Genomic DNA, 19,059 nt, shown 5'->3' on the forward strand with positions numbered 1-19,059 from the left:
TTGGACACGAGGAAAGAAAACACCGAATTAAATGGTGATAAATAACCGATAACTGGATGAAAAATAGAAAAAAGAATAATAAATCAACACCATAAACTGCATGTTTAATGATTTAATTCGTAAAAATATCAATCTCAATTTAGATTGTTAGTTGTTTTATCTAGGGATAGAAAATGACGCAGTTATTCTCTCTTCGTGCGCGTGGCATTGCTGCCGATATGTTTGCCATGGTGGTCTTTTGTTTTGTCACCGGCATGGCGATTGAAGTGCTGATTTCAGGCTTGAGCTTTCAGCAATCTTTGTCGTCGCGATTACTGGCGATCCCTGTGAATTTACTGATTGCTTGGCCCTATGGTTGTTATCGCGATGCCTGGATGCGCCAAGCGAAACATTTTAGCCATCCTTATGCGATGCAAATGGCCGATCTATGTGCTTTTGTCACCTTTCAATCGCCTGTGTATGCCTTGATCTTACTGAGTATCGGCGCAGCGCCGTCGCAGGTGGTGATGGCGGTGCTGATCAACGCGGTAGTTTGTAGCTTGCTTGGCGTGGCCTATGGGCTCTTTTTAGACCGCTGTCGTCGATGGTTTGGTGCATCAGCGCTGCACATTGAACCACTTCACTAAATCAAAAAAATCAGGTAATAAAAAAGCCAAGTTACAAACAACTTGGCTTTTTAGATTGCTGTGATTCGGCTGTTTAGAAGTGAAAGTTTAGAAGCGGAAGCTAAATTTCAAACCGACGAACTCATCGTACTCTTCTACACCCATTTTATAGGCTTGCTCAGCAAACTCTTGGTTGTCAAACCATGGGTTGTATGTCAGTGACACGCTGTTGTCACGCCAAATATCTGTAACCCACCAATGGATATGACCCACAGGGTTTAAGAAGAACAAGCTGGTGCTCCCTAGCCATTCGCTGCCAAGCACTTCACCGCCATTGGCAACAATATCAAGCTCGGTTTGATACATCCATTCACCGACCACGGCACCCCAAAAAGGTGTCACGATAATATCTTGAATAGATGGCACTTCAGCAAAGGACTCAACACCATATTCCCAGAAGAAGGTCGACATGATGAAAGAGTAACCAAAGGATTGGAATTCGTTATAGCCAGCATGGCGGGCGACGGTGTAATAAACACCGCCAAAGTATGGGTGCGCAATATAGTTCAGGACATGGTCATCTTTGTCCCAAACTGGGCCGGCTTTGACGTTATCTTTCCACTTTTTACCTAAGTTGGAAAAAGAGCGATCCTCTGAGTCCCAGTTGGTAAAGCTTTCAGGGAGCAGTGTCATCAAGGCAACAGTGCTCACGCTCAAGCCTAAAATGGTATAGGTCTGTTCTTTGACGTAGTCAAAATCGGTCTCTTCAGAGGTCACAAGATAGCGAGGTAGCGTATCTTGCGGCTCAACCGCCAAGCTATCAATGGTCTCAGGTTGTTCATATTGAAAGCTGGGAAGCTCTGGGCAGTACAAGCTGTAACGGGTGTCACAGTTTTGATCAAGGCGATCATCAACAGAAACCGAGCTATAAGCCATTGTCTGTGGTGCAATAAATGCAGCACACAAAGGCAATAAAAATCGTGCTTTCACAAAAACTCCATCAATAGGAAGGTTAGGCGGGCTAAAAAATGCTCGCGTAAGTATCCAAATTTTCAACGAAATCGCAAGTGGTCTTACATCTTCTCTCTCAATTTTTCTGTCAACTGTGGGGATGGCACAAAAAAAAGTGTGCCAAATGCACACTTTTTATCTCAGACGCACATGAACGATGCGCTACAGCCATTAACCCACGGCAGGAATGAGCTTCGCCATTTGCAATAATTGCGAGCCAACAATCGCAATACCCGCAAGGGTAACGATGATTAATGCCAAGTTGCCACCGCGGACTTGATAACTATCGCAATTGAGTTTTCGCGCTTGGTAAACCAGTGCCACCGGCATAAAAATGGCGAGTATTGCGAGTGCAATCGCGGCGTAGCCCAGCGCCATAGCAAAGCCTTTTGGGTAAAAGAGGGCAAAGCACAGTGGCGGCGCAAAGGTCAGTACAGCAGCTATGGTTCGGCCAAAGCGACGGTTATCGGCACCAATGCGATCGCGAAGAAAATCAAAAAGCCCCAAACTCACACCTAGAAATGAGGTGGCCAGTGCTAAGTCAATAAAAATGCTTACTGCTTGACTGACGCGAGGCGAGGTTAATACAGCGCTCAGCATGGTCACCAGTTCACTGGATGATTTGCTATTCATCAAGTCGTTTTGGCTGAGCACGCCATGGCTGGCCATTTGCCACAATATATACACCACCAAAGGCAACGCAGAGCCACAAATGAAGATGCGTTTCAGGCGCGTCGGCTCAATGCCAACATAGCGCACGATAGATGGAATACTGCCGTGAAAACCAAAAGAGGTGAAAATCACAGGCAGTGAGGCGATGACAAAGCCTTGTGCGACAGGGCGCTCAAGTAGCGCACCTCCGGTGATGTTTGGTGTGAGAAGGCTTAGCATCACCACCAAAGCAATTAATTTGGCTGTAAAGAGAATACGATTGACCCAGTCCACACCTTGCGCGCCACGACTGACAATAGCACCCACCAACAAGGTCACGATGACCGCGCACCATTGCGGCGTAAGTTGCCATTGGCCACTGAGTTTATGGGCGAGTTGATCGCTGCTACCTGCGATATAAGCAGCGCATAGGGCATAAAACAAAAACAGGGTAGCAAATGTTGCAAGCAAGGCACCATAACGGCCTAAAAACTGAGTAGAAAGGGTATGCAGCGTGGCTGTTTGCGGTGCGTGTTGATGCGCCTCAACCATCAGCAGAGCGGTATAGCTGGTGAGGCACCAAAGGCCGAGCATTACTAAACTCGCGGTACCAAAACCAAGGCCAGCGGAGGCGATGGGTAGCGCAACCATTCCTGCGCCTATGGTGGTGCCAGCGATGATCAGGGTACTGCCAAAGGTTTTACTGCTAATCATGAAACATCCTGTCATAAAAAGTGTACATTCTGGTTGGATTGTTTGCTAAAACTGAAATTGTTTAGATAAATCCCTGTGATTGTGCACCTTATGAAAGTTGTAAAAGAAAGTCCACTGTAATTTACGATTTACAAAATAAAATGCTCGTAAATAAATAATTACACGAGATGTATCCTTTAAATTTTATGCATTCATAAAGGGTGATAAGGCGCAGTGAAAAGCATCAGACATGCATGCGCTTTTATGGTAAAAATGGGGTCGTTTTTTTGCTGCAAGGATTCGACATCATGGGACGTTTGGCCATGCTCAGTACCGGTGAAGAGGTACTTCATGGAGATATCACAGATACCAATGCTGCATGGTTAAGTCAGCTGCTCTATGAGTCGGGTTTTCCACTATCACGACGTGTCACTGTGGGGGATGGCTTAAGCGATCTTTCTGCTGTGATGGCGCAGATGGCCACTGAATTTGATGTGGTGATTGTCAATGGTGGTCTTGGGCCAACCAGTGATGACAATAGTACGCTTGCCTTTGCAGAAGCATTTTCCTTACCTTTGCTGCAAAACCAGCATTGGCTAACGACCTTGCGTCAGCGCTATGCTGCGATGGGGCGGGAGATGCCTCCAGCCAATATTAAACAAGCTTTGTTGCCTGAAGGGGCAGAGCTGCTTGATAACCCAGTGGGAACTGCTTGCGGTTATGCTCACTTGGTACAGGGCTGCTGGTTTTTCTTTACCCCGGGTGTACCCCATGAATTTTTTAAAATGGTGGAGCAGCAGGTGCTGCCGCGTTTAAGTCAGAGACTTACCCCAACCAACCATTATTGTTCGCGTTTTTATAGCTTTGGTCTGTCTGAGTCTGGATTGGAGCAAACTTTTTCTGATTTAGGTCTGCCGCCGTCCTATACCTTGGGCTATCGCTCAGCGTTGCCATTTATCGAGGTCAAATTATTTGGTCCTGATGGTCAGGCGCGCACCATTGTGGAGCAGCAAATTGCACGCCGGTTAGGCGATAATTTAGTGGGGCAAAACCATGATTTGCTCACTCAGCTAGCGCTTTTAATTGCCGAAAAACAGCCGCAGTGCCGTCTTGGCGTAGCAGAGCAATTTAGTGGCGGCTACTTAGCCCAGTGGCTGACGAGCCATATTGCGCTGCGTAAAAACCTCAATCAGGCGTGGGTTTTGCCGCAAGATACGCCGCTGACGCTAGCAGAGCAAAATCCACTGGCGGCGGCTTTGGCCTTGGCAACGGCGGCAAAAGAGCGCACCGGCAGTGATATCGGTTTGGCTATCGGTCCATCGCATGAAGGTGATATCACGGTGGCGATCGCAACGCCAACTGGGGATTTTGGTCAACATTTGCAACCGCGTCGTCAGTATGGTTTTGAGGATTGGCGAAAAATGGCGGCGACCGTGGTGCTAGATATGTTGCGCCGCTATTACAGTGAGCGGCCGATGTTTGGGCAGTTTGAGTCGCTGCAACGGATTAATGACATTCATCTACCGCCGGTAGCGCACTGCGATCAATCACCCAACCATATTTGAGCTCCGCAAAGGGCACTTCGTTCTCAATAATGATGCGCTGTCGATGATTGTGATAGCGCATTTTTGTTGAATAATCGCCATTACGATTGAGCTTGAGTGCAAAACCATTTTCTGCAGCGGCAATGGCTTGATGAAAGCGCAGGTAGCCGCGAAAACGCACGATCTGCCCGCAAATCTTTCGTACAGTTTTGATCACTTCTCCCGCGCTTTGACGAAAACCGATACCGGCGCCATAAATGACACTATTGGTGGTTTGCAGAGTCTGTTGATGAAGGGCGCGCAGATCTTGTTTGTCGCGATAGGCCAATAGGATTTGTCGCTGACTGATGCGTTTGAGCTCTTTTAAGCTCACCGCGATATCGGGCTCAAGTGAAAACTCTGCCGCCATCTCAGGGCTCATTTCCGCTTGCCAGATCATCGGGGTGTGATAAAGCAAAATTCCCAATTCATACATGACCACCTCCATTGCTTGTTCTTTGCTTTAGTGTCCATGCTTTTGTTGCGAGCTTCTGTGCGCTTGATAGGGTACGGAATTGATTTTATTGATAAATTAAAAAGTTGCTTTGACCTTCACGTTTTCCTTGGTGAAGGGCCAGTTAAAAAAGGCAGCACATTGCTGCCTTTTTGACGATTTTCGCCAATGCTTTGGCGATTTTTAAAAGTGAATTTGAGTTAACTTACCTTATCGAGCTTTTTACTGAGGGTGCGTTGAAACTGCAAACGCAGCGTGCTTTTGGCACGTGAGATACAGGGCAAAATCTCCCCCGGCATAGTAAATGCTAGGGGTGTTTGCATCAGCTCGACGTCACCTGATTGCAGCTGGCAGCGACAAGCACCGCATACGCCTTCACGGCAGTGGTATTCAAGCTCAAATCCCGCTTGCTCTAAGTTGTCTAAAATCGACAGCTTAGGATTGCTAAGCGCAACAGTCTGCTGCTCAAATTCAATCTTCATTAGAGCTCAAAATCACCGAGATCATCAGAGCTCATATCGGTGTCAATTTGACCCACAAGGTAGGAGCTGATCTCCACTTCTTGCGGTGCAACTTGCACGTTATCAGAGCTCAACCAAGTGTTAATCCAAGGAATTGGATTGCTGGTGGACTCTGGATAAGCAGATTTTAGCCCCACAGCTTGCATGCGCAGGTTGGTGATGTATTCAATGTACTGACACAGAATATTTTTGTTCAGACCAATCATTGAGCCATCTTTGAACAGGTACTCAGCCCACTCTTTTTCCTGCTCTGCGGCATCTTTAAAGAGATCGAAGCATTGCTGCTCGACTTGCGCGGCCACGATAGCCATTTCTGGATCGTCTTGACCGGTGCGCATTAAGTTCAGCATATGCTGGGTACTGGTAAGATGCAGCGCTTCATCACGCGCAATCAGTTTGATGATTTTGGCGTTGCCTTCCATGAGCTCGCGCTCAGCAAAAGCAAAGGAGCAAGCAAAGCTAACGTAGAAGCGAATCGCTTCTAGTGCATTTACCGACATCAAACAAAGATAGAGCTTTTTCTTGAGCTCAAACAGATTGATGCGAACGGTCTCGCCTTTGATTTCGTGTTTGCCTTCACCATAGAGATGGTAGAGGTTGGTGGCTTCAATGAGATCGTCATAGTAGCCCGCAATATCTTTGGCACGCTCAAGAATATGTTCATTGGTGACGATGTCATCAAACACAATGGATGGGTTGTTGACGATGTTACGAATGATATGGGTATAAGAGCGTGAGTGAATGGTCTCAGAGAAAGACCAAGTCTCAATCCAAGTTTCTAGCTCAGGCAGTGATACCAGAGGCAAGAGCGCCACGTTTGGGCTGCGGCCTTGAATGGAATCAAGCAGTGTTTGGTATTTAAGGTTGCTGATGAAAATATGTTTTTCATGATCAGGCAGCGCATTGTAGTCGATGCGATCTTGCGATACATCCACCTCTTCAGGGCGCCAGAAGAAAGATAGTTGTTTTTCAATCAACTTTTCAAAAATAGGGTGTTTTTGTTGATCATAACGGGCGACGTTGACCGATTGGCCAAAGAACATCGGCTCTTTGAGTTGATCGTTTTTAGTGCGAGTAAAGGTGCTGTAAGCCATATCCACCTCAGAAAAAAGCAAGCAAGAATGGGGCATTCGCCCCATTCGAAAAATTAGATTTTACAAGCGCCGCCAGCACAATCGTCGGCTGCAGCTAGGTCGTTTTGTGCATCATCCGCACCATCACGGGTGTTGTGATAGTACAGGGTTTTAACGCCCAATTTATAAGCGGTCAGTAGATCTTTGAGCATCGCTTTCATCGGTACTTTGCCGGTTTCAAAGATGCTTGGGTCGTACGCGGTATTGGCTGAAATCGACTGGTCGACAAATTTTTGCATAATGCCCACAAGTTGGAGGTAACCTTCGTTACTGCCCAGTGACCACAACAATTGGTAGTTGTCTTTATAGCGATTTAGCTCTGGCACTACCTGCTTCAAGATGCCATCTTTTGATGCTTTGACTGACACATAGCCACGTGGTGGCTCAATACCGTTGGTTGCATTTGAGATCTGTGAAGAGGTCTCAGAAGGCATCAGCGCTGTCAATGTTGAGTTACGCAGACCATGGGTTTGAATCTCAGTCCGTAGGGTTTCCCAATCGTAATGCAAGGTATTGTCGCAAATCGCGTCCAAATCCTTCTTATAGGTATCAATTGGCAAAATGCCTTGTGCGTAAGTTGTTTCATTAAACGCAGGACAAGCACCATACTCTTTGGCCAAGGCCACAGAGGCTTTCAATAGGTAGTATTGAATCGCTTCAAAAGCTTGGTGCGTCAGGTTGTTGGCACTGCCATCTGAGTAGCGCACGCCATGTTTCGCTAGGTAGTAGGCGTAGTTGATCACACCCACACCTAAGGTACGGCGATTCATGGTTGCGCGGCGCGCTGCAGCCAATGGATAGTCTTGATAATCCAGTAGTGAATCAAGGGCGCGAACGGTAAGTTCAGCCATCTCTTCAAGCTCGTCCAAGTTTTCAATGGCACCCAAGTTGAACGCAGAAAGCGTACACAGGGCGATTTCGCCATTGGCATCATCAACATTGTTTAGCGGCTTGGTAGGCAGCGCAATTTCCATGCACAGGTTGGATTGACGAATCGGTGCAACCTTGGCATCAAACGGGCTGTGTGTATTACAGTGATCCACGTTTTGAATGTAGATACGGCCAGTTGAAGCGCGCTCTTGCATTAGCAGTGAGAACAACTCAACGGCTTTAATGCTGCGACGACGAATGCTGCTATCTGCTTCATATTGTGCATATAGACGCTCAAATTCAGCTTGATCAGCGAAGAATGCATCATATAGCCCAGGAACATCTGATGGAGAGAACAGAGAAATGTTCTCGCCTTTGATCAGGCGTTGGTACATCAATTTGTTAATTTGAACGCCGTAGTCCATGTGACGTACGCGGTTTTCTTCCACACCACGGTTGTTTTTCAATACCAACAGTGATTCAACTTCACCGTGCCAAATTGGGTAGAACACAGTGGCTGCACCGCCGCGAACGCCGCCTTGAGAGCAACATTTCACTGCTGTTTGGAAGTATTTGTAGAATGGAATACAGCCGGTATGGAAGGCTTCACCACCACGAATTTCACTACCAAGCGCACGAATACGACCCGCATTGATACCAATGCCTGCACGTTGTGAGACATAGCGAACCACTGAGCTGGCAGTGGCATTGATTGAATCGAGGCTGTCGTCACACTCAATCAGTACGCAGGAGCTGAACTGACGGGTTGGGGTGCGCACGCCAGACATAATTGGCGTTGGGAGTGAGATTTTAAATTGTGAAACCGCATCGTAGAAACGTTGAATATAATCAAGGCGCGTTTCTTTTGGATATTTTGCGAATAGGCAAGCGGCAACCAGAATATAAAGGAACTGGGCACTTTCATAAATCTCACCAGTGACGCGGTTTTGTACCAGGTACTTCCCTTCAAGTTGCTTTACTGCGGCGTAGGAGAAGTTCATATCACGCCAATGGTCAATAAAGTTGTCCATGGTCGCGAACTCTTCTTCGCTGTAGTCTTCAAGCAAGTGCGCATCATACTTGCCAGCAGCAACCATTTTGCTGACTTGGTCAAATAGCTTCGGTGGCTCAAATTGGCCGTAGGCTTTTTTGCGAAGGTGGAAAATGGCCAAACGCGCAGCAAGATATTGGTAGTCTGGGCTCTCTTCTGAGATCAAATCTGCCGCGGATTTAATGATGGTTTCATGAATATCTTCGGTTTTAATCCCATCATAAAATTGAATGTGTGATTTAAGTTCAACCTGTGAGACAGAGACATTTTCAAGATCCTCTGCCGCCCAAGTGATCACGCGGTGGATTTTTTCCAGATCGATGGGCTCTTGGCGGCCATCACGTTTGGTTACTGAAAGTTGCTGCATGGACACGTTTCCTATCGCTAGCGACCTATAAACGCGAGGCTTTGCGTTGTGGCGGCTAGCTTCCCTTTGAAGTTGAAAACACTATATGTTGTGTTTTTTCTGTTGATGGGGGACAAGATAGTGTTGTTGGCCGTATTTTTCAAGGGGCTTTTTGACTTGCATCAAAGACATTTTTGTGCCTTCAGGCTAAGGGTGCTGATGTTCTATCCAGTTAGATAAAAATCATCAATCCATGGCTTTTGAACAATCCTAAGCGGGGGCGGACTTTAGCGTAATTTGCCAAGGGCCGTAAACCGAGATCACAAAAAAAAATGTTTGTTGTTACTTTTCAAAAGAAGGGCTCACTTTGGACATCGCTGTGAGCCATTGATTGAGATTGAGAGATGGATCAATCTTGACTGAGGTAGTGCCATACTTGTGCAGGGCTGTTGGCTACTTGCGCTTGATGCCAATGCTGCGCATCATTGAGCGCGCCGTCGGTGTAACCCCAGCCTGCCACGATTGGGGCCATGCCTGCGCCCTTGGCGGCAATAATATCGTTTTGAATATCGCCGACATAAAAGCAATCAGCGGGATTAAGCGCTAATTGCTGACAGACATGGTTGAGCTGGTCGGGGTGTGGTTTGGCACGCGGCAAATCATCGGCACAGACCAAAATATGGTGCTGTGTCAGTGGTAAAAATTGTGCCAATAAAGGCTCAGTGAGATCGCGCGGTTTGTTGGTGACAATGCCCCAGCAGATGTTGGCTTGATTGAGCTGCTCAAGCAGTTCCACAACGCCTTGGTAAAGCTGGGTGCCAACACATAGATTTTGGCTGTAGTAGCGCAAAAATTGTTCGCGAATAATGGTTTCACTGAGCGCTTGCAGTTTGGCTGGCGGCAAGGTCGCAAATCCAGCCCCGAGTAAACCGTGTGGGCCAAGGCTGGTATTGGCTTGAATGTGCTGCTCACTGAGCGGCGGCAAGTCATAATCTGCGAGAACCAAATTCGCCGCGAGCGCCATATCTGGCGCGGTATCCAGTAAGGTGCCATCTAAATCAAAAAAGACTGCGCGTGGCATGCAAGCTCCTTATGCTCAACATAACAAAGGGGAAATGGCGACCTTTAGTCGCGTCGCTCTGTATGCAAAATATAGTTGACGGAGACGTCGTCACCCAAACGATAGGTTTGGCTGAGCGGGTTGTAGTGTAGCCCTGTGATATGGCGCTCGCGCAGTGGGGTTTGATCCACCATCGCCATTAGCTCCGAAGGGCGGATAAACTTGTCATAGTCGTGGGTGCCTTTGGGTACAATCTTGAGCAGATGCTCGGCGCCGGCAATGGCAAAAAGCCAAGATTTTAAATTACGATTGAGGGTGGAGAAAAACACCTGACCGCTGGGTTTGACCAACTGAGCACAGGCGGCAATCACGGAAGCGGGATCTGGGACATGCTCTAACATCTCCATACAGGTCACCACGTCATATTGCGCGGCATGGCTTTGTGCATGTACTTCGACGGGCGATTGAATATAGTCGATGGATAAACCCGCTAACTTGGCATGGGCGCGAGCGACCGTGAGCGGCGCAGCGCCCATATCAAGACCTGTCACCTCAGCGCCAAGTTTGGCCAGGCTTTCCGCCAAAATACCACCACCGCAGCCGACATCGAGCACTTTTTTGCCAGCAAGGCCACCACTTCGCGTTGCAATATAATCACGGCGCAGCGGGTTAATTTGGTGTAGCGGTTTAAATTCCCCATCTAAATCCCACCAAGTACTGGCCATGGCTTCAAATTTAGCGATTTCTTGAGGATCAACATTGTGGGCGTTGGTTTGAGCGGAGGACTGGGTCATCAGTGGGGGTCTCATTTTCTATTTTTGTTCAGCATATATGGCTTTGTAGCAAAAGAAAAACGTGGACATGTAAGTACGCGATTTGTTGCAGGGAATCACCAATGTGATCTATTCGACGCAAATCACTTCAAGCTGCGTCAAATCGCCTTTGTGCGCACTTTTGCCGTGCGTCCTAAGGGTGATTTGTGATATATTCATGCGTCCTGTGGCGACTTGAGACCCAACTGTGCAAAAGCGTGATTTTGACGCTGAACGCGGTTTAAACAGGGATTCATAACGACACCAATAATACGGAAGGAAATTGGCTCTATGAGCGATCTTGCTAGAGAGATCACGCCAGTCAACATTGAGGAAGAGCTGAAAGGTTCATATCTCGACTATGCGATGTCAGTTATCGTTGGTCGTGCTCTTCCTGATGCGCGTGATGGCCTGAAGCCAGTTCACCGTCGCGTTCTATTTGCGATGAATGTACTGGGGAACGATTGGAACAAGGCCTATAAAAAATCAGCCCGTGTGGTGGGCGATGTGATCGGTAAATATCACCCGCATGGTGATAGTGCCGTCTATGACACAATTGTTCGTATGGCGCAGCCATTCTCGCTGCGTTATATGCTGGTCGATGGCCAAGGTAACTTTGGTTCTATCGATGGCGACTCTGCGGCGGCGATGCGTTACACCGAAGTGCGCATGGCGAAAATTGCCCACGAATTGCTTGCTGACCTTGAAAAAGAAACGGTGGACTATGTCCCCAACTATGACGGTACAGAGCAAATTCCTGAGGTACTACCAACGAAGATTCCAAACCTATTGGTGAATGGTTCTTCTGGTATTGCCGTGGGTATGGCGACCAATATTCCGCCGCACAACCTTGGCGAAGTGATCAATGGCTGTTTGGCCTTTATGGACAACGAAGCGATCACCGTTGAAGAGTTGATGACCCATATTCCAGGGCCTGATTTCCCAACTGCGGCAATGATTAACGGCCGTAAAGGGATTGAGGATGCCTATCGCACTGGCCGCGGTAAAATTTACCTCCGTGCCCGTGCTGAAATCGAAGCTGACAAGCATGGTAAAGAAACCATTATTGTCACTGAGATCCCTTACCAAGTGAACAAAGCGCGCTTGATTGAAAAGATCGCCGAGCTTGTGAAAGACAAAAAAGTGGAAGGCATCAGTGCCCTTCGCGATGAGTCTGACAAAGACGGTATGCGTATTGTGATCGAGTGTAAGCGTGATGCTGTGGGTGAAGTTGTACTTAACAACCTGTACGCACAGACTCAGCTACAAACCTCATTTGGTATCAACATGGTGGCGTTGGAAAACAACCAGCCACGCGTGTTTAACCTCAAAGACATGTTGAAGTGCTTCGTCAACCACCGCCGTGAAGTGGTGACACGTCGAACCATTTTTGAATTGCGCAAAGCGCGTGAGCGCGCCCATATCCTTGAAGGTTTGGCAATTGCGCTGGTCAACATTGACGAAATCATTGAATTGGTTCGCAATGCGGCAACACCTGCAGATGCACGCCAAGCGCTGATTGCGCGTGGTTGGGATCTGGGTAATGTTGCGGCGATGCTAGAGCGTGCTGGTGTGGATGCTGCGCGTCCAGAATGGCTCGAAGAAAACTTTGGTATTCGCGATGGTCAGTACTTCCTGACTGAGCAACAAGCACAAGCGATCCTTGATCTGCGTTTGCACAAACTGACAGGTCTTGAGCACGAGAAGATTCTCGACGAGTACAAAGATCTATTGGGTCAAATCGAAGAGCTGTTGAAGATTTTGGGTAGCGCCGTTCGTTTGATGGAAGTGATTCGCGAAGAGCTTGAAGTGGTTCGCGATAGCTTTAACGATGTGCGCCGTACCGAAATTACAGCAGCAACAGCTGATATTGATATCGAAGATCTGATCAACCAAGAAGATGTGGTTGTGACCCTTTCACATGAAGGTTATGTGAAATATCAGCCATTGGCTGATTACGAAGCGCAGCGTCGTGGTGGTAAAGGTAAAGCCGCAACGAAGATGAAGGAAGAAGACTTCATCGAACGTTTGCTGGTGGCCAATACCCATGACACCATTCTTTGCTTCTCAAGCCGTGGTCGACTCTACTGGCTGAAAACTTATCAATTGCCATTGGCATCACGCACCGCGCGTGGTAAGCCGATCGTCAACTTGTTGCCACTTGAAGCGGATGAGCGCGTGACGGCTATTCTGCCGGTTCGCGAATACGAAGCCGATAAGTTTATCTTTATGGCAACCGCTGATGGTACGGTGAAGAAGACGCCTCTGACTGACTTTAGTCGTCCACGTAGCGCCGGCATTATCGCTGTGAATCTTCGTGATGGTGATGAGCTGATTGGTGTGGATATCACCAATGGTGAAAACGACATCATGTTGTTCTCTGCGCAAGGTAAAGTGGTTCGCTTCTTTGAAAGCCCTGTGGTTGATGAAGAAGGCAATAGCAAAGGTGGCGTTCGCGCCATGGGTCGTACTGCTGCCGGTGTGCGTGGTATGAAACTGGCAACGGGCGATCGCGTTGTATCTCTGATCGTGCCTCATAATGAGGGTGATGTGTTGACCGTGACCGAAAATGGTTATGGTAAGCGCACTGCACTGGAAGAGTACCCAGCGAAGAGCCGTGGTACCCAAGGCGTAGTTTCGATCAAGGTTTCTGACCGTAACGGTCTGGTGGTTGGCGCAGTTCAAACCGAAGAAGGTGACGAGTTTATGATGATCACCAACGGCGGTATTTTGGTTCGTACACGTGTTGCTGAAGTCAGCCGTGTTGGCCGTAATACCCAAGGTGTTCGTTTGATTCGCACCACAGGTGATGAAAAAGTGGTGGCGCTTCAGCGCATCGATGAACCAGAAGAGACCGAATTGGTTGAAGGTGAGTTGGATGAAGCTGAAATGACAGCAGCGGCTGACAATGCACTGCCACCTGTTGAAGACCAAGATACATCAGAAGAAGAGTAATTGATTTCTGTAGAAATCAGCTACATTGATGTCGTAAAAAACGCAGCCATAGGCTGCGTTTTTTTATGCCCTGATTTTGAATTTGGCTTCAATGGCTGCTTTGCCTAAGACATATAACAGTCATATAAGCACAAAAAAGCCAGCAAAAATGCTGGCTTTGCTGTCATTTCTAAACAACACCTATGGCATTGGTGGTTGTTTGAAGAAAGACGATGATTGTATTAGCCGAGCGTATCAGCTGCTACTTTATAGCTTGGATCTTCAAGGTGATTGATCTCAACCAAGCTGCCTGCTCTGGTGAGTAGCGCACGACAATCTGGGCTGAGATGGCGAAGGTGCACTTTTTTGCCGAGCTTGGTGTAGCGCTCAGCAAGGGTTTCGATGGCCTCAATCGCGGAAAGATCGGCAACACGAGAGTGCGCAAAATCAATAATCACTTCAGCTGGATCGGTTGGCGCTGAGAAAAGCTCTAGAAAGTTCGCAGTAGAGCCAAAGAACAAAGGACCATGGATTTGGTAGATCTTGATCCCTTTTTCATCGGTGCGACTTGCCGCATAGATATGACGTGCATGATCCCATGCAAACATCAATGCGGATGCAATCACCCCAACGAGTACAGCAATCGCCAAATCCTTATAGACCGTGACCGCAGTGACCAAGATGATCACAAAAAAATCACGCTTAGGAACGCGACGAGCCAATTTGAAAGTGGCCCACTCAAAGGTGCCAATGACCACCATAAACATCACCCCAACCAGTGCGGCAAGCGGAATGCGTTCAATAAAAGCAGAGCCAAACAAAATAAAGGCCAGCAGTGCCAGTGCTGCGGTAACCCCTGATAAGCGTGAGCGACCACCTGAGTTGATGTTAATCATTGACTGACCAATCATGGCGCAGCCGCCCATGGCACCAAAGACAGAGCAGGTTGCGTTTGCAACGCCTTGGCCAATACACTCTTTGTTGCCGCGACCACGGGTGCCCGTCATTTCATCGACGACGGTGAGTGTGAGTAGTGACTCAATCAAACCAACCGCTGCCATCAACACTGCGTAGGGCAAAATCACATAAAGGGTTTCAAAGCTTAGTGGCACGCTTGGAATATGAAAGCTTGGTAGGGAGCCTGCCAGCGTTGCTGCTTCATTGCCGGTCATGCCACGAACAAAATCGATGACGTTGCGGGTATCTAAATCAAAACCAATCACCAGTGCAGTGACCGCTAAAATGGCGACTAAAGATGAAGGGACCGCTTTGGTTAATTTAGGTAGGAAGTAGATGATCGCCATAGTTAAAGCAACCAGTGCCAGCATCAAATAGAGCTGACCATCTTGCAGCCATTGGCCTGCGCCACTGCTGTCTTGCACTTTAAATTGGTCCAGTTGGGCCAAGAAAATCACAATGGCCAAACCATTCACAAAGCCGATCATCACAGGGTGCGGGACGATGCGAATAAATTTCCCTAAGCGGAAAATACCGGCAAAGATTTGTAGAAGACCTGTGAGTGCGACGGCGGCAAAAAGATACTCAACGCCATGGCTTAGCACCAAAGAGGTCATCAGTACGGCCATCGCGCCGGTGGCGCCAGAGATCATGCCTGGGCGGCCACCAATTAATGAGGTCACAAAGCCCATGATAAAAGCCGCATAGAGGCCAATCATAGGATCAACTTTGGCAACAAAGGCAAATGCAACGGCTTCCGGAACCAATGCGAGGGCAACGGTAAGTCCGGACAAAACGTCGTTTTTCACCGATTGTCGTGAAAAGGTAGGGGATTCAAACATGCAACTTTATCCCTGCTGTAAGCAAATTGTTGAAAGGGTGTTCAATTTATGAAGGGGCGAATACTACCGAAACATGTGAGCCAGTTCAAATCTTTCGAGTTCAAATTAATTATCTAACTGTTTGAAAAATGGGAATTGCATGCAGTTTTATTGGTCTTTAAGGAAAAATAAAAAAGCCACGCATTGCGTGGCTTTTTTGTTATATCAATTCAGTGATGGAATGGTTACATCACGAATATTATTCTGCACTAACAGCTTTGGTCATTACCGCTGTAGCATGGTGCGTCGCACTATGGCTGCCAGCAGCGTTGGCTTGCGCTGGTTCGCGGAAGGCTGCTGTTGCAACAGCGAGTTCTTCTGATGCTTCAGCAGGTGCTTGCGCTTTTGCCATATCAGCTTGCGCATGTAGCGTCGCAGCTTGACTACCAGCAACCAAAGTCACTTGCGGCGTACGGAACGCTGCATGTGCCACTTCAATCACTTGGGCATCGGCTTCTGGCGCACTTGCTTTGGTCATTGCTGCGGTTGCGTAACCTTTGATCACTTGCGCAGGTTTTACAGTTTCCTGTGCAGTCTCTGTCACTGGGTTAACCGTGACATCGGCTTGCTTTTCTGGCACCGCATTTTCAACGCGAGTGCTCTCAGCAACAGGAGCTTGAACCACAGGTGTTTCAGCTACAGCTGTTTCTACGACCGATGCGGCAACTTCTGCAGTTTCGATAATTGGTGCAGGTGCCATCATCGGTGCGCTGGCTTGAGCCTGAACACGCGCTTTTGCTTCTGCAAGCTTCGCTTCAACAACTTTGTCAGCAACAGGTTTTGCTTCAGTTGCAACCTTGGCTGGCGCTTTCATGACAGGCGCATCCACAGTGGTTTCAGTGACAATCGCTTTGCTGGTACGAAGTGGTTGTACTTTACCCATGGCCATTTCAGGCATCGCAACACCGCTTAGCATTGTATTTTGCTTCGCGATAGGCGCTTCAATTGCTACTGGTGTATCAACAACAGCTGGCGCAGCAATTTCAATAGACGTTTCAACTGGCAAACTTGGCGCAACACGGCTCCACACTTTACCCATTGCCATTTCAGGGCTTGCAACACCGCCTAGCATTGGACGTTGTGGACGACGTTCACGACGACGACGTTGACCACTTGCACGCAAATGACGTGGTGTACGACGGTTGCGACGTTGGCCTTGCTCTTTTGGCTGTTCGTTGCCTTGAACTGCATTGTTTTGTACCGATTGGTTTTCACCTGCGGCATTGTCTAGCTCACGACTTTCGTCTGCTGGCGCAAATTGACGGGTGTCATTTGGACGAACTGGTTTTTCAAGTTGACGACGTTGACGACGCTGTTTTGGTACCGCTTTCTCTGCTTTAACTGGTGCTTCTTTGCGTTTGTTTTCTACCGCTTTGGTTTCAACAACTTCAGTTGCAACAGTTGCAGTTTCAACCGCAGCTTCTTGCTGAGGACGTTTGCCTCGGCGATCTTTACGCTCGTTTGGACGATCAGTGTTACGTTGACGGTCATTGCGACGACGATCTTGACGCTCAGGTTTTTGCGTTTGTTGTGCGTCTTGTGGTTGCTCATTAACCAACTCTTTTTCATCACGTTGGCGATTTTGCTGACCACGACGGCGACGATTGTCACGGTTGTTGCGGCGATTATCACGGCCATTGCGATTATCACGACCTTGACGGTTTTGACGCTGTTTGTTGTTGCTCTCTTCCTCTTTGCTGCCAAAGAGCGAAGCGAAGAAGGCACCAATGCGGCTCAATAGGCCTGGTTGTTTCTTCTCTTGTTTGTTGTTTTGCGCAACTTTCTTCTCTGGGCGTGGCGCTTGGGCGATCACTGGCGCAGGGGTTGATGGCGCAGCAAAACCAGACAACGCAGGCTCTTCACGTTTGCGCGCCGCAGTACGTGCTTTGGCTTCTTCCTGCGGCTGCTCTGCTTCTTTCAGAGAGTCCACATGTTGCGGCAGCATGTATGACAGGAGATCAAGCTGCTCACCATCACGAACGCGAATGACTTCAAAGTTCGGTGTTTCTTTATCAGCGCTTGGTACCACAATCACACGGGTGTTTTGGTATTTACGCTCGATATATTGAATCGCGCGACGTTTTTCGTTGAGTAGGTACGAGGCGATGGCCACTGGCACAATCGCAACGACTTGCGCCGTGTTTTCTTTGAGCGCTTCCTCTTCAATCAAACGAAGGACAGACAATGACAAAGATTCGTTATCACGAACCACACCGGTACCGCTACAGCGAGGACAGATATGGTGGCTGGCTTCTTGAAGTGATGGGCTCAAACGCTCACGTGACATTTCAAGCAAACCAAAGCGTGAAATACGGCCGATGCGCACTTTTGCTCGATCTTGGCGAACGGCTTCGTGTAGACGACGTTCTACTTCACGTTGGTTACGCACTGGGTTCATATCGATAAAATCGATCACCACCAAGCCACCGAGGTCGCGCAAACGCAATTGACGTGCAATTTCGTCGGCTGCTTCAAGGTTGGTATGTAGCGCAGTTTCTTCGATATCTTTGCCTTTGGTGGCGCGTGATGAGTTGATATCAATTGAAGTCAACGCTTCAGTTGGATCGATCACAATGGAGCCGCCAGATGGTAGGCGAACTTCACGCTGGAAAGCAGATTCGATTTGGCTTTCAATCTGGTAGTGATTGAACAGCGGCGTATCAAATTCGTGACGTTTGACGCGATCGGCGAAATCAGGACGCACCAATTGGATATGCTTCAAAATACGGTCGTATGCTTTTGGACTATCGATGATGATTTCACCGATATCGTGGCGTAGATAATCACGTACGGAGCGAACAATCACATTACTTTCTTGGTGAATCAAGAAAGGTGCTTGTTTCTTATCGGCTTCTTCTTTAATCGCATACCAATGGTTGAGCAGTAGTTTTAAATCCCACTCAAGCTCTTCTTGGGTTTTACCCACACAGGCAGTGCGAACAATCAAACCCATGCCCTGTGGCACTTCAAGGTTGTTCACAATCTCTTTTAGTTGGGTGCGATCTTCGCCTTCGATACGGCGTGAGATACCACTTGAGCTAGGTTTATTTGGCATCAATACCAAATAGCTACCTGCCAGTGAGATATGAGTGTTCAGTGCGGCCCCTTTGTTCCCGCGCTCCTCTTTTTCGATTTGCACGATCACTTCTTGCCCTTCAGTCAAAATATCTTTGATATTTGGACGTTGGTTGCGATGACCATGAAGTTTTTGCAATAGCTCTTCTGGGTAGTATTCGCGGGCAATCTCTTTCAGGGGAAGGAAGCCGTGGCGTTCTGCACCATAGTCCACAAATGCTGCTTCTAGACTTGGTTCGATGCGTGTGACGCGGCCTTTATAGATGTTTGATTTTTTAGAATCATGGCCTGGGCTTTCGATATCAAGATCGTATAAGCGCTGACCATCGACTAATGCGACGCGCAACTCCTCTTTTTGAGTTGCGTTGATCAACATTCTTTTCATTGTGTATTTTTCTCGTTGTCATTGTTTCGCTTTGCAA

At 48.0% G+C, this 19,059-nt stretch carries 13 protein-coding genes; 3 read left to right on the forward strand and 10 right to left on the reverse strand.

What is annotated here, in order from left to right; translation table 11 throughout:
- Nucleotides 1-173 precede the first annotated feature (173 nt).
- Nucleotides 174-626 carry an L-alanine exporter AlaE gene (locus tag L9P36_RS04205; RefSeq protein ID WP_237465196.1) on the forward strand — a complete coding sequence of 151 codons (453 nt, stop codon included), beginning with the start codon at nt 174-176 and terminating at the stop codon, nt 624-626.
- An 87-nt stretch (nt 627-713) separates the two neighbouring features.
- On the opposite strand, the gene L9P36_RS04210 is transcribed toward L9P36_RS04205, so the two are convergent.
- Nucleotides 714-1,541, reverse strand: a complete 828-nt coding sequence (locus tag L9P36_RS04210; RefSeq protein WP_435532761.1) for a DUF3943 domain-containing protein — start codon at nt 1,539-1,541, stop codon at nt 714-716.
- Nucleotides 1,542-1,787: 246 nt separating this feature from the next.
- A complete protein-coding gene (locus L9P36_RS04215) occupies nt 1,788-2,981 on the reverse strand; it encodes an aromatic amino acid transport family protein (protein WP_237465198.1) in 1,194 nt (397 codons plus the stop codon).
- A gap of 287 nt (nt 2,982-3,268) precedes the next feature.
- Here L9P36_RS04215 and L9P36_RS04220 point away from each other — a divergent pair, with 287 nt between their 5' ends.
- Nucleotides 3,269-4,525 (forward strand): CinA family nicotinamide mononucleotide deamidase-related protein, encoded by a 1,257-nt coding sequence (locus L9P36_RS04220; protein ID WP_237465199.1) that lies wholly within the window; start codon nt 3,269-3,271, stop codon nt 4,523-4,525.
- On the opposite strand, the gene L9P36_RS04225 is transcribed toward L9P36_RS04220, so the two are convergent.
- The 6 genes from L9P36_RS04225 to ubiG form a co-directional block, all read right to left on the reverse strand.
- The gene (locus L9P36_RS04225) at nt 4,467-4,979 is read right to left on the reverse strand and encodes a hypothetical protein (protein WP_237465200.1); all 513 of its coding nucleotides are present in this window, start codon (nt 4,977-4,979) and stop codon (nt 4,467-4,469) included. The genes L9P36_RS04220 and L9P36_RS04225 overlap by 59 nt on opposite strands.
- Nucleotides 4,980-5,197: 218 nt before the next feature.
- Nucleotides 5,198-5,479, reverse strand: coding sequence for a class I ribonucleotide reductase maintenance protein YfaE (yfaE, locus tag L9P36_RS04230; RefSeq protein ID WP_237465201.1), 282 nt, complete (start codon nt 5,477-5,479; stop codon nt 5,198-5,200).
- Nucleotides 5,479-6,612 carry a class Ia ribonucleoside-diphosphate reductase subunit beta gene (gene nrdB, locus L9P36_RS04235; RefSeq protein ID WP_237467855.1) on the reverse strand — a complete coding sequence of 378 codons (1,134 nt, stop codon included), beginning with the start codon at nt 6,610-6,612 and terminating at the stop codon, nt 5,479-5,481. Before nrdB ends, yfaE begins: the two co-directional genes overlap by 1 nt.
- A 53-nt stretch (nt 6,613-6,665) precedes the next feature.
- Nucleotides 6,666-8,939, reverse strand: coding sequence for a class 1a ribonucleoside-diphosphate reductase subunit alpha (gene nrdA, locus L9P36_RS04240; protein ID WP_237465202.1), 2,274 nt, complete (start codon nt 8,937-8,939; stop codon nt 6,666-6,668).
- 388 nt (nt 8,940-9,327) lie between these two features.
- Entirely contained in the window at nt 9,328-9,999 is a 672-nt protein-coding gene (locus tag L9P36_RS04245; RefSeq protein WP_237465203.1) for an HAD family hydrolase, read from the reverse strand.
- Nucleotides 10,000-10,043: 44 nt separating this feature from the next.
- Nucleotides 10,044-10,772 (reverse strand): bifunctional 2-polyprenyl-6-hydroxyphenol methylase/3-demethylubiquinol 3-O-methyltransferase UbiG, encoded by a 729-nt coding sequence (gene ubiG, locus L9P36_RS04250; RefSeq protein ID WP_237465204.1) that lies wholly within the window; start codon nt 10,770-10,772, stop codon nt 10,044-10,046.
- Nucleotides 10,773-11,081: 309 nt separating this feature from the next.
- Here ubiG and gyrA point away from each other — a divergent pair, with 309 nt between their 5' ends.
- Nucleotides 11,082-13,745 carry a DNA topoisomerase (ATP-hydrolyzing) subunit A gene (gene gyrA / locus L9P36_RS04255; protein WP_237465205.1) on the forward strand — a complete coding sequence of 888 codons (2,664 nt, stop codon included), beginning with the start codon at nt 11,082-11,084 and terminating at the stop codon, nt 13,743-13,745.
- A 221-nt stretch (nt 13,746-13,966) separates the two neighbouring features.
- Here the strand turns inward: gyrA and L9P36_RS04260 are convergent, their stop codons facing one another.
- Complete coding sequence (locus L9P36_RS04260; RefSeq protein WP_237465206.1) at nt 13,967-15,523, reverse strand: SulP family inorganic anion transporter; 1,557 nt, start codon at nt 15,521-15,523, stop codon at nt 13,967-13,969.
- Between the two features lie 238 nt (nt 15,524-15,761).
- Nucleotides 15,762-19,022 (reverse strand): ribonuclease E, encoded by a 3,261-nt coding sequence (gene rne / locus L9P36_RS04265; RefSeq protein WP_237465207.1) that lies wholly within the window; start codon nt 19,020-19,022, stop codon nt 15,762-15,764.
- Between the last annotated feature and the right edge of the window lie 37 nt (nt 19,023-19,059).

This window comes from Vibrio stylophorae, from assembly GCF_921293875.1.
Taxonomy (GTDB): domain Bacteria; phylum Pseudomonadota; class Gammaproteobacteria; order Enterobacterales; family Vibrionaceae; genus Vibrio_A; species Vibrio_A stylophorae.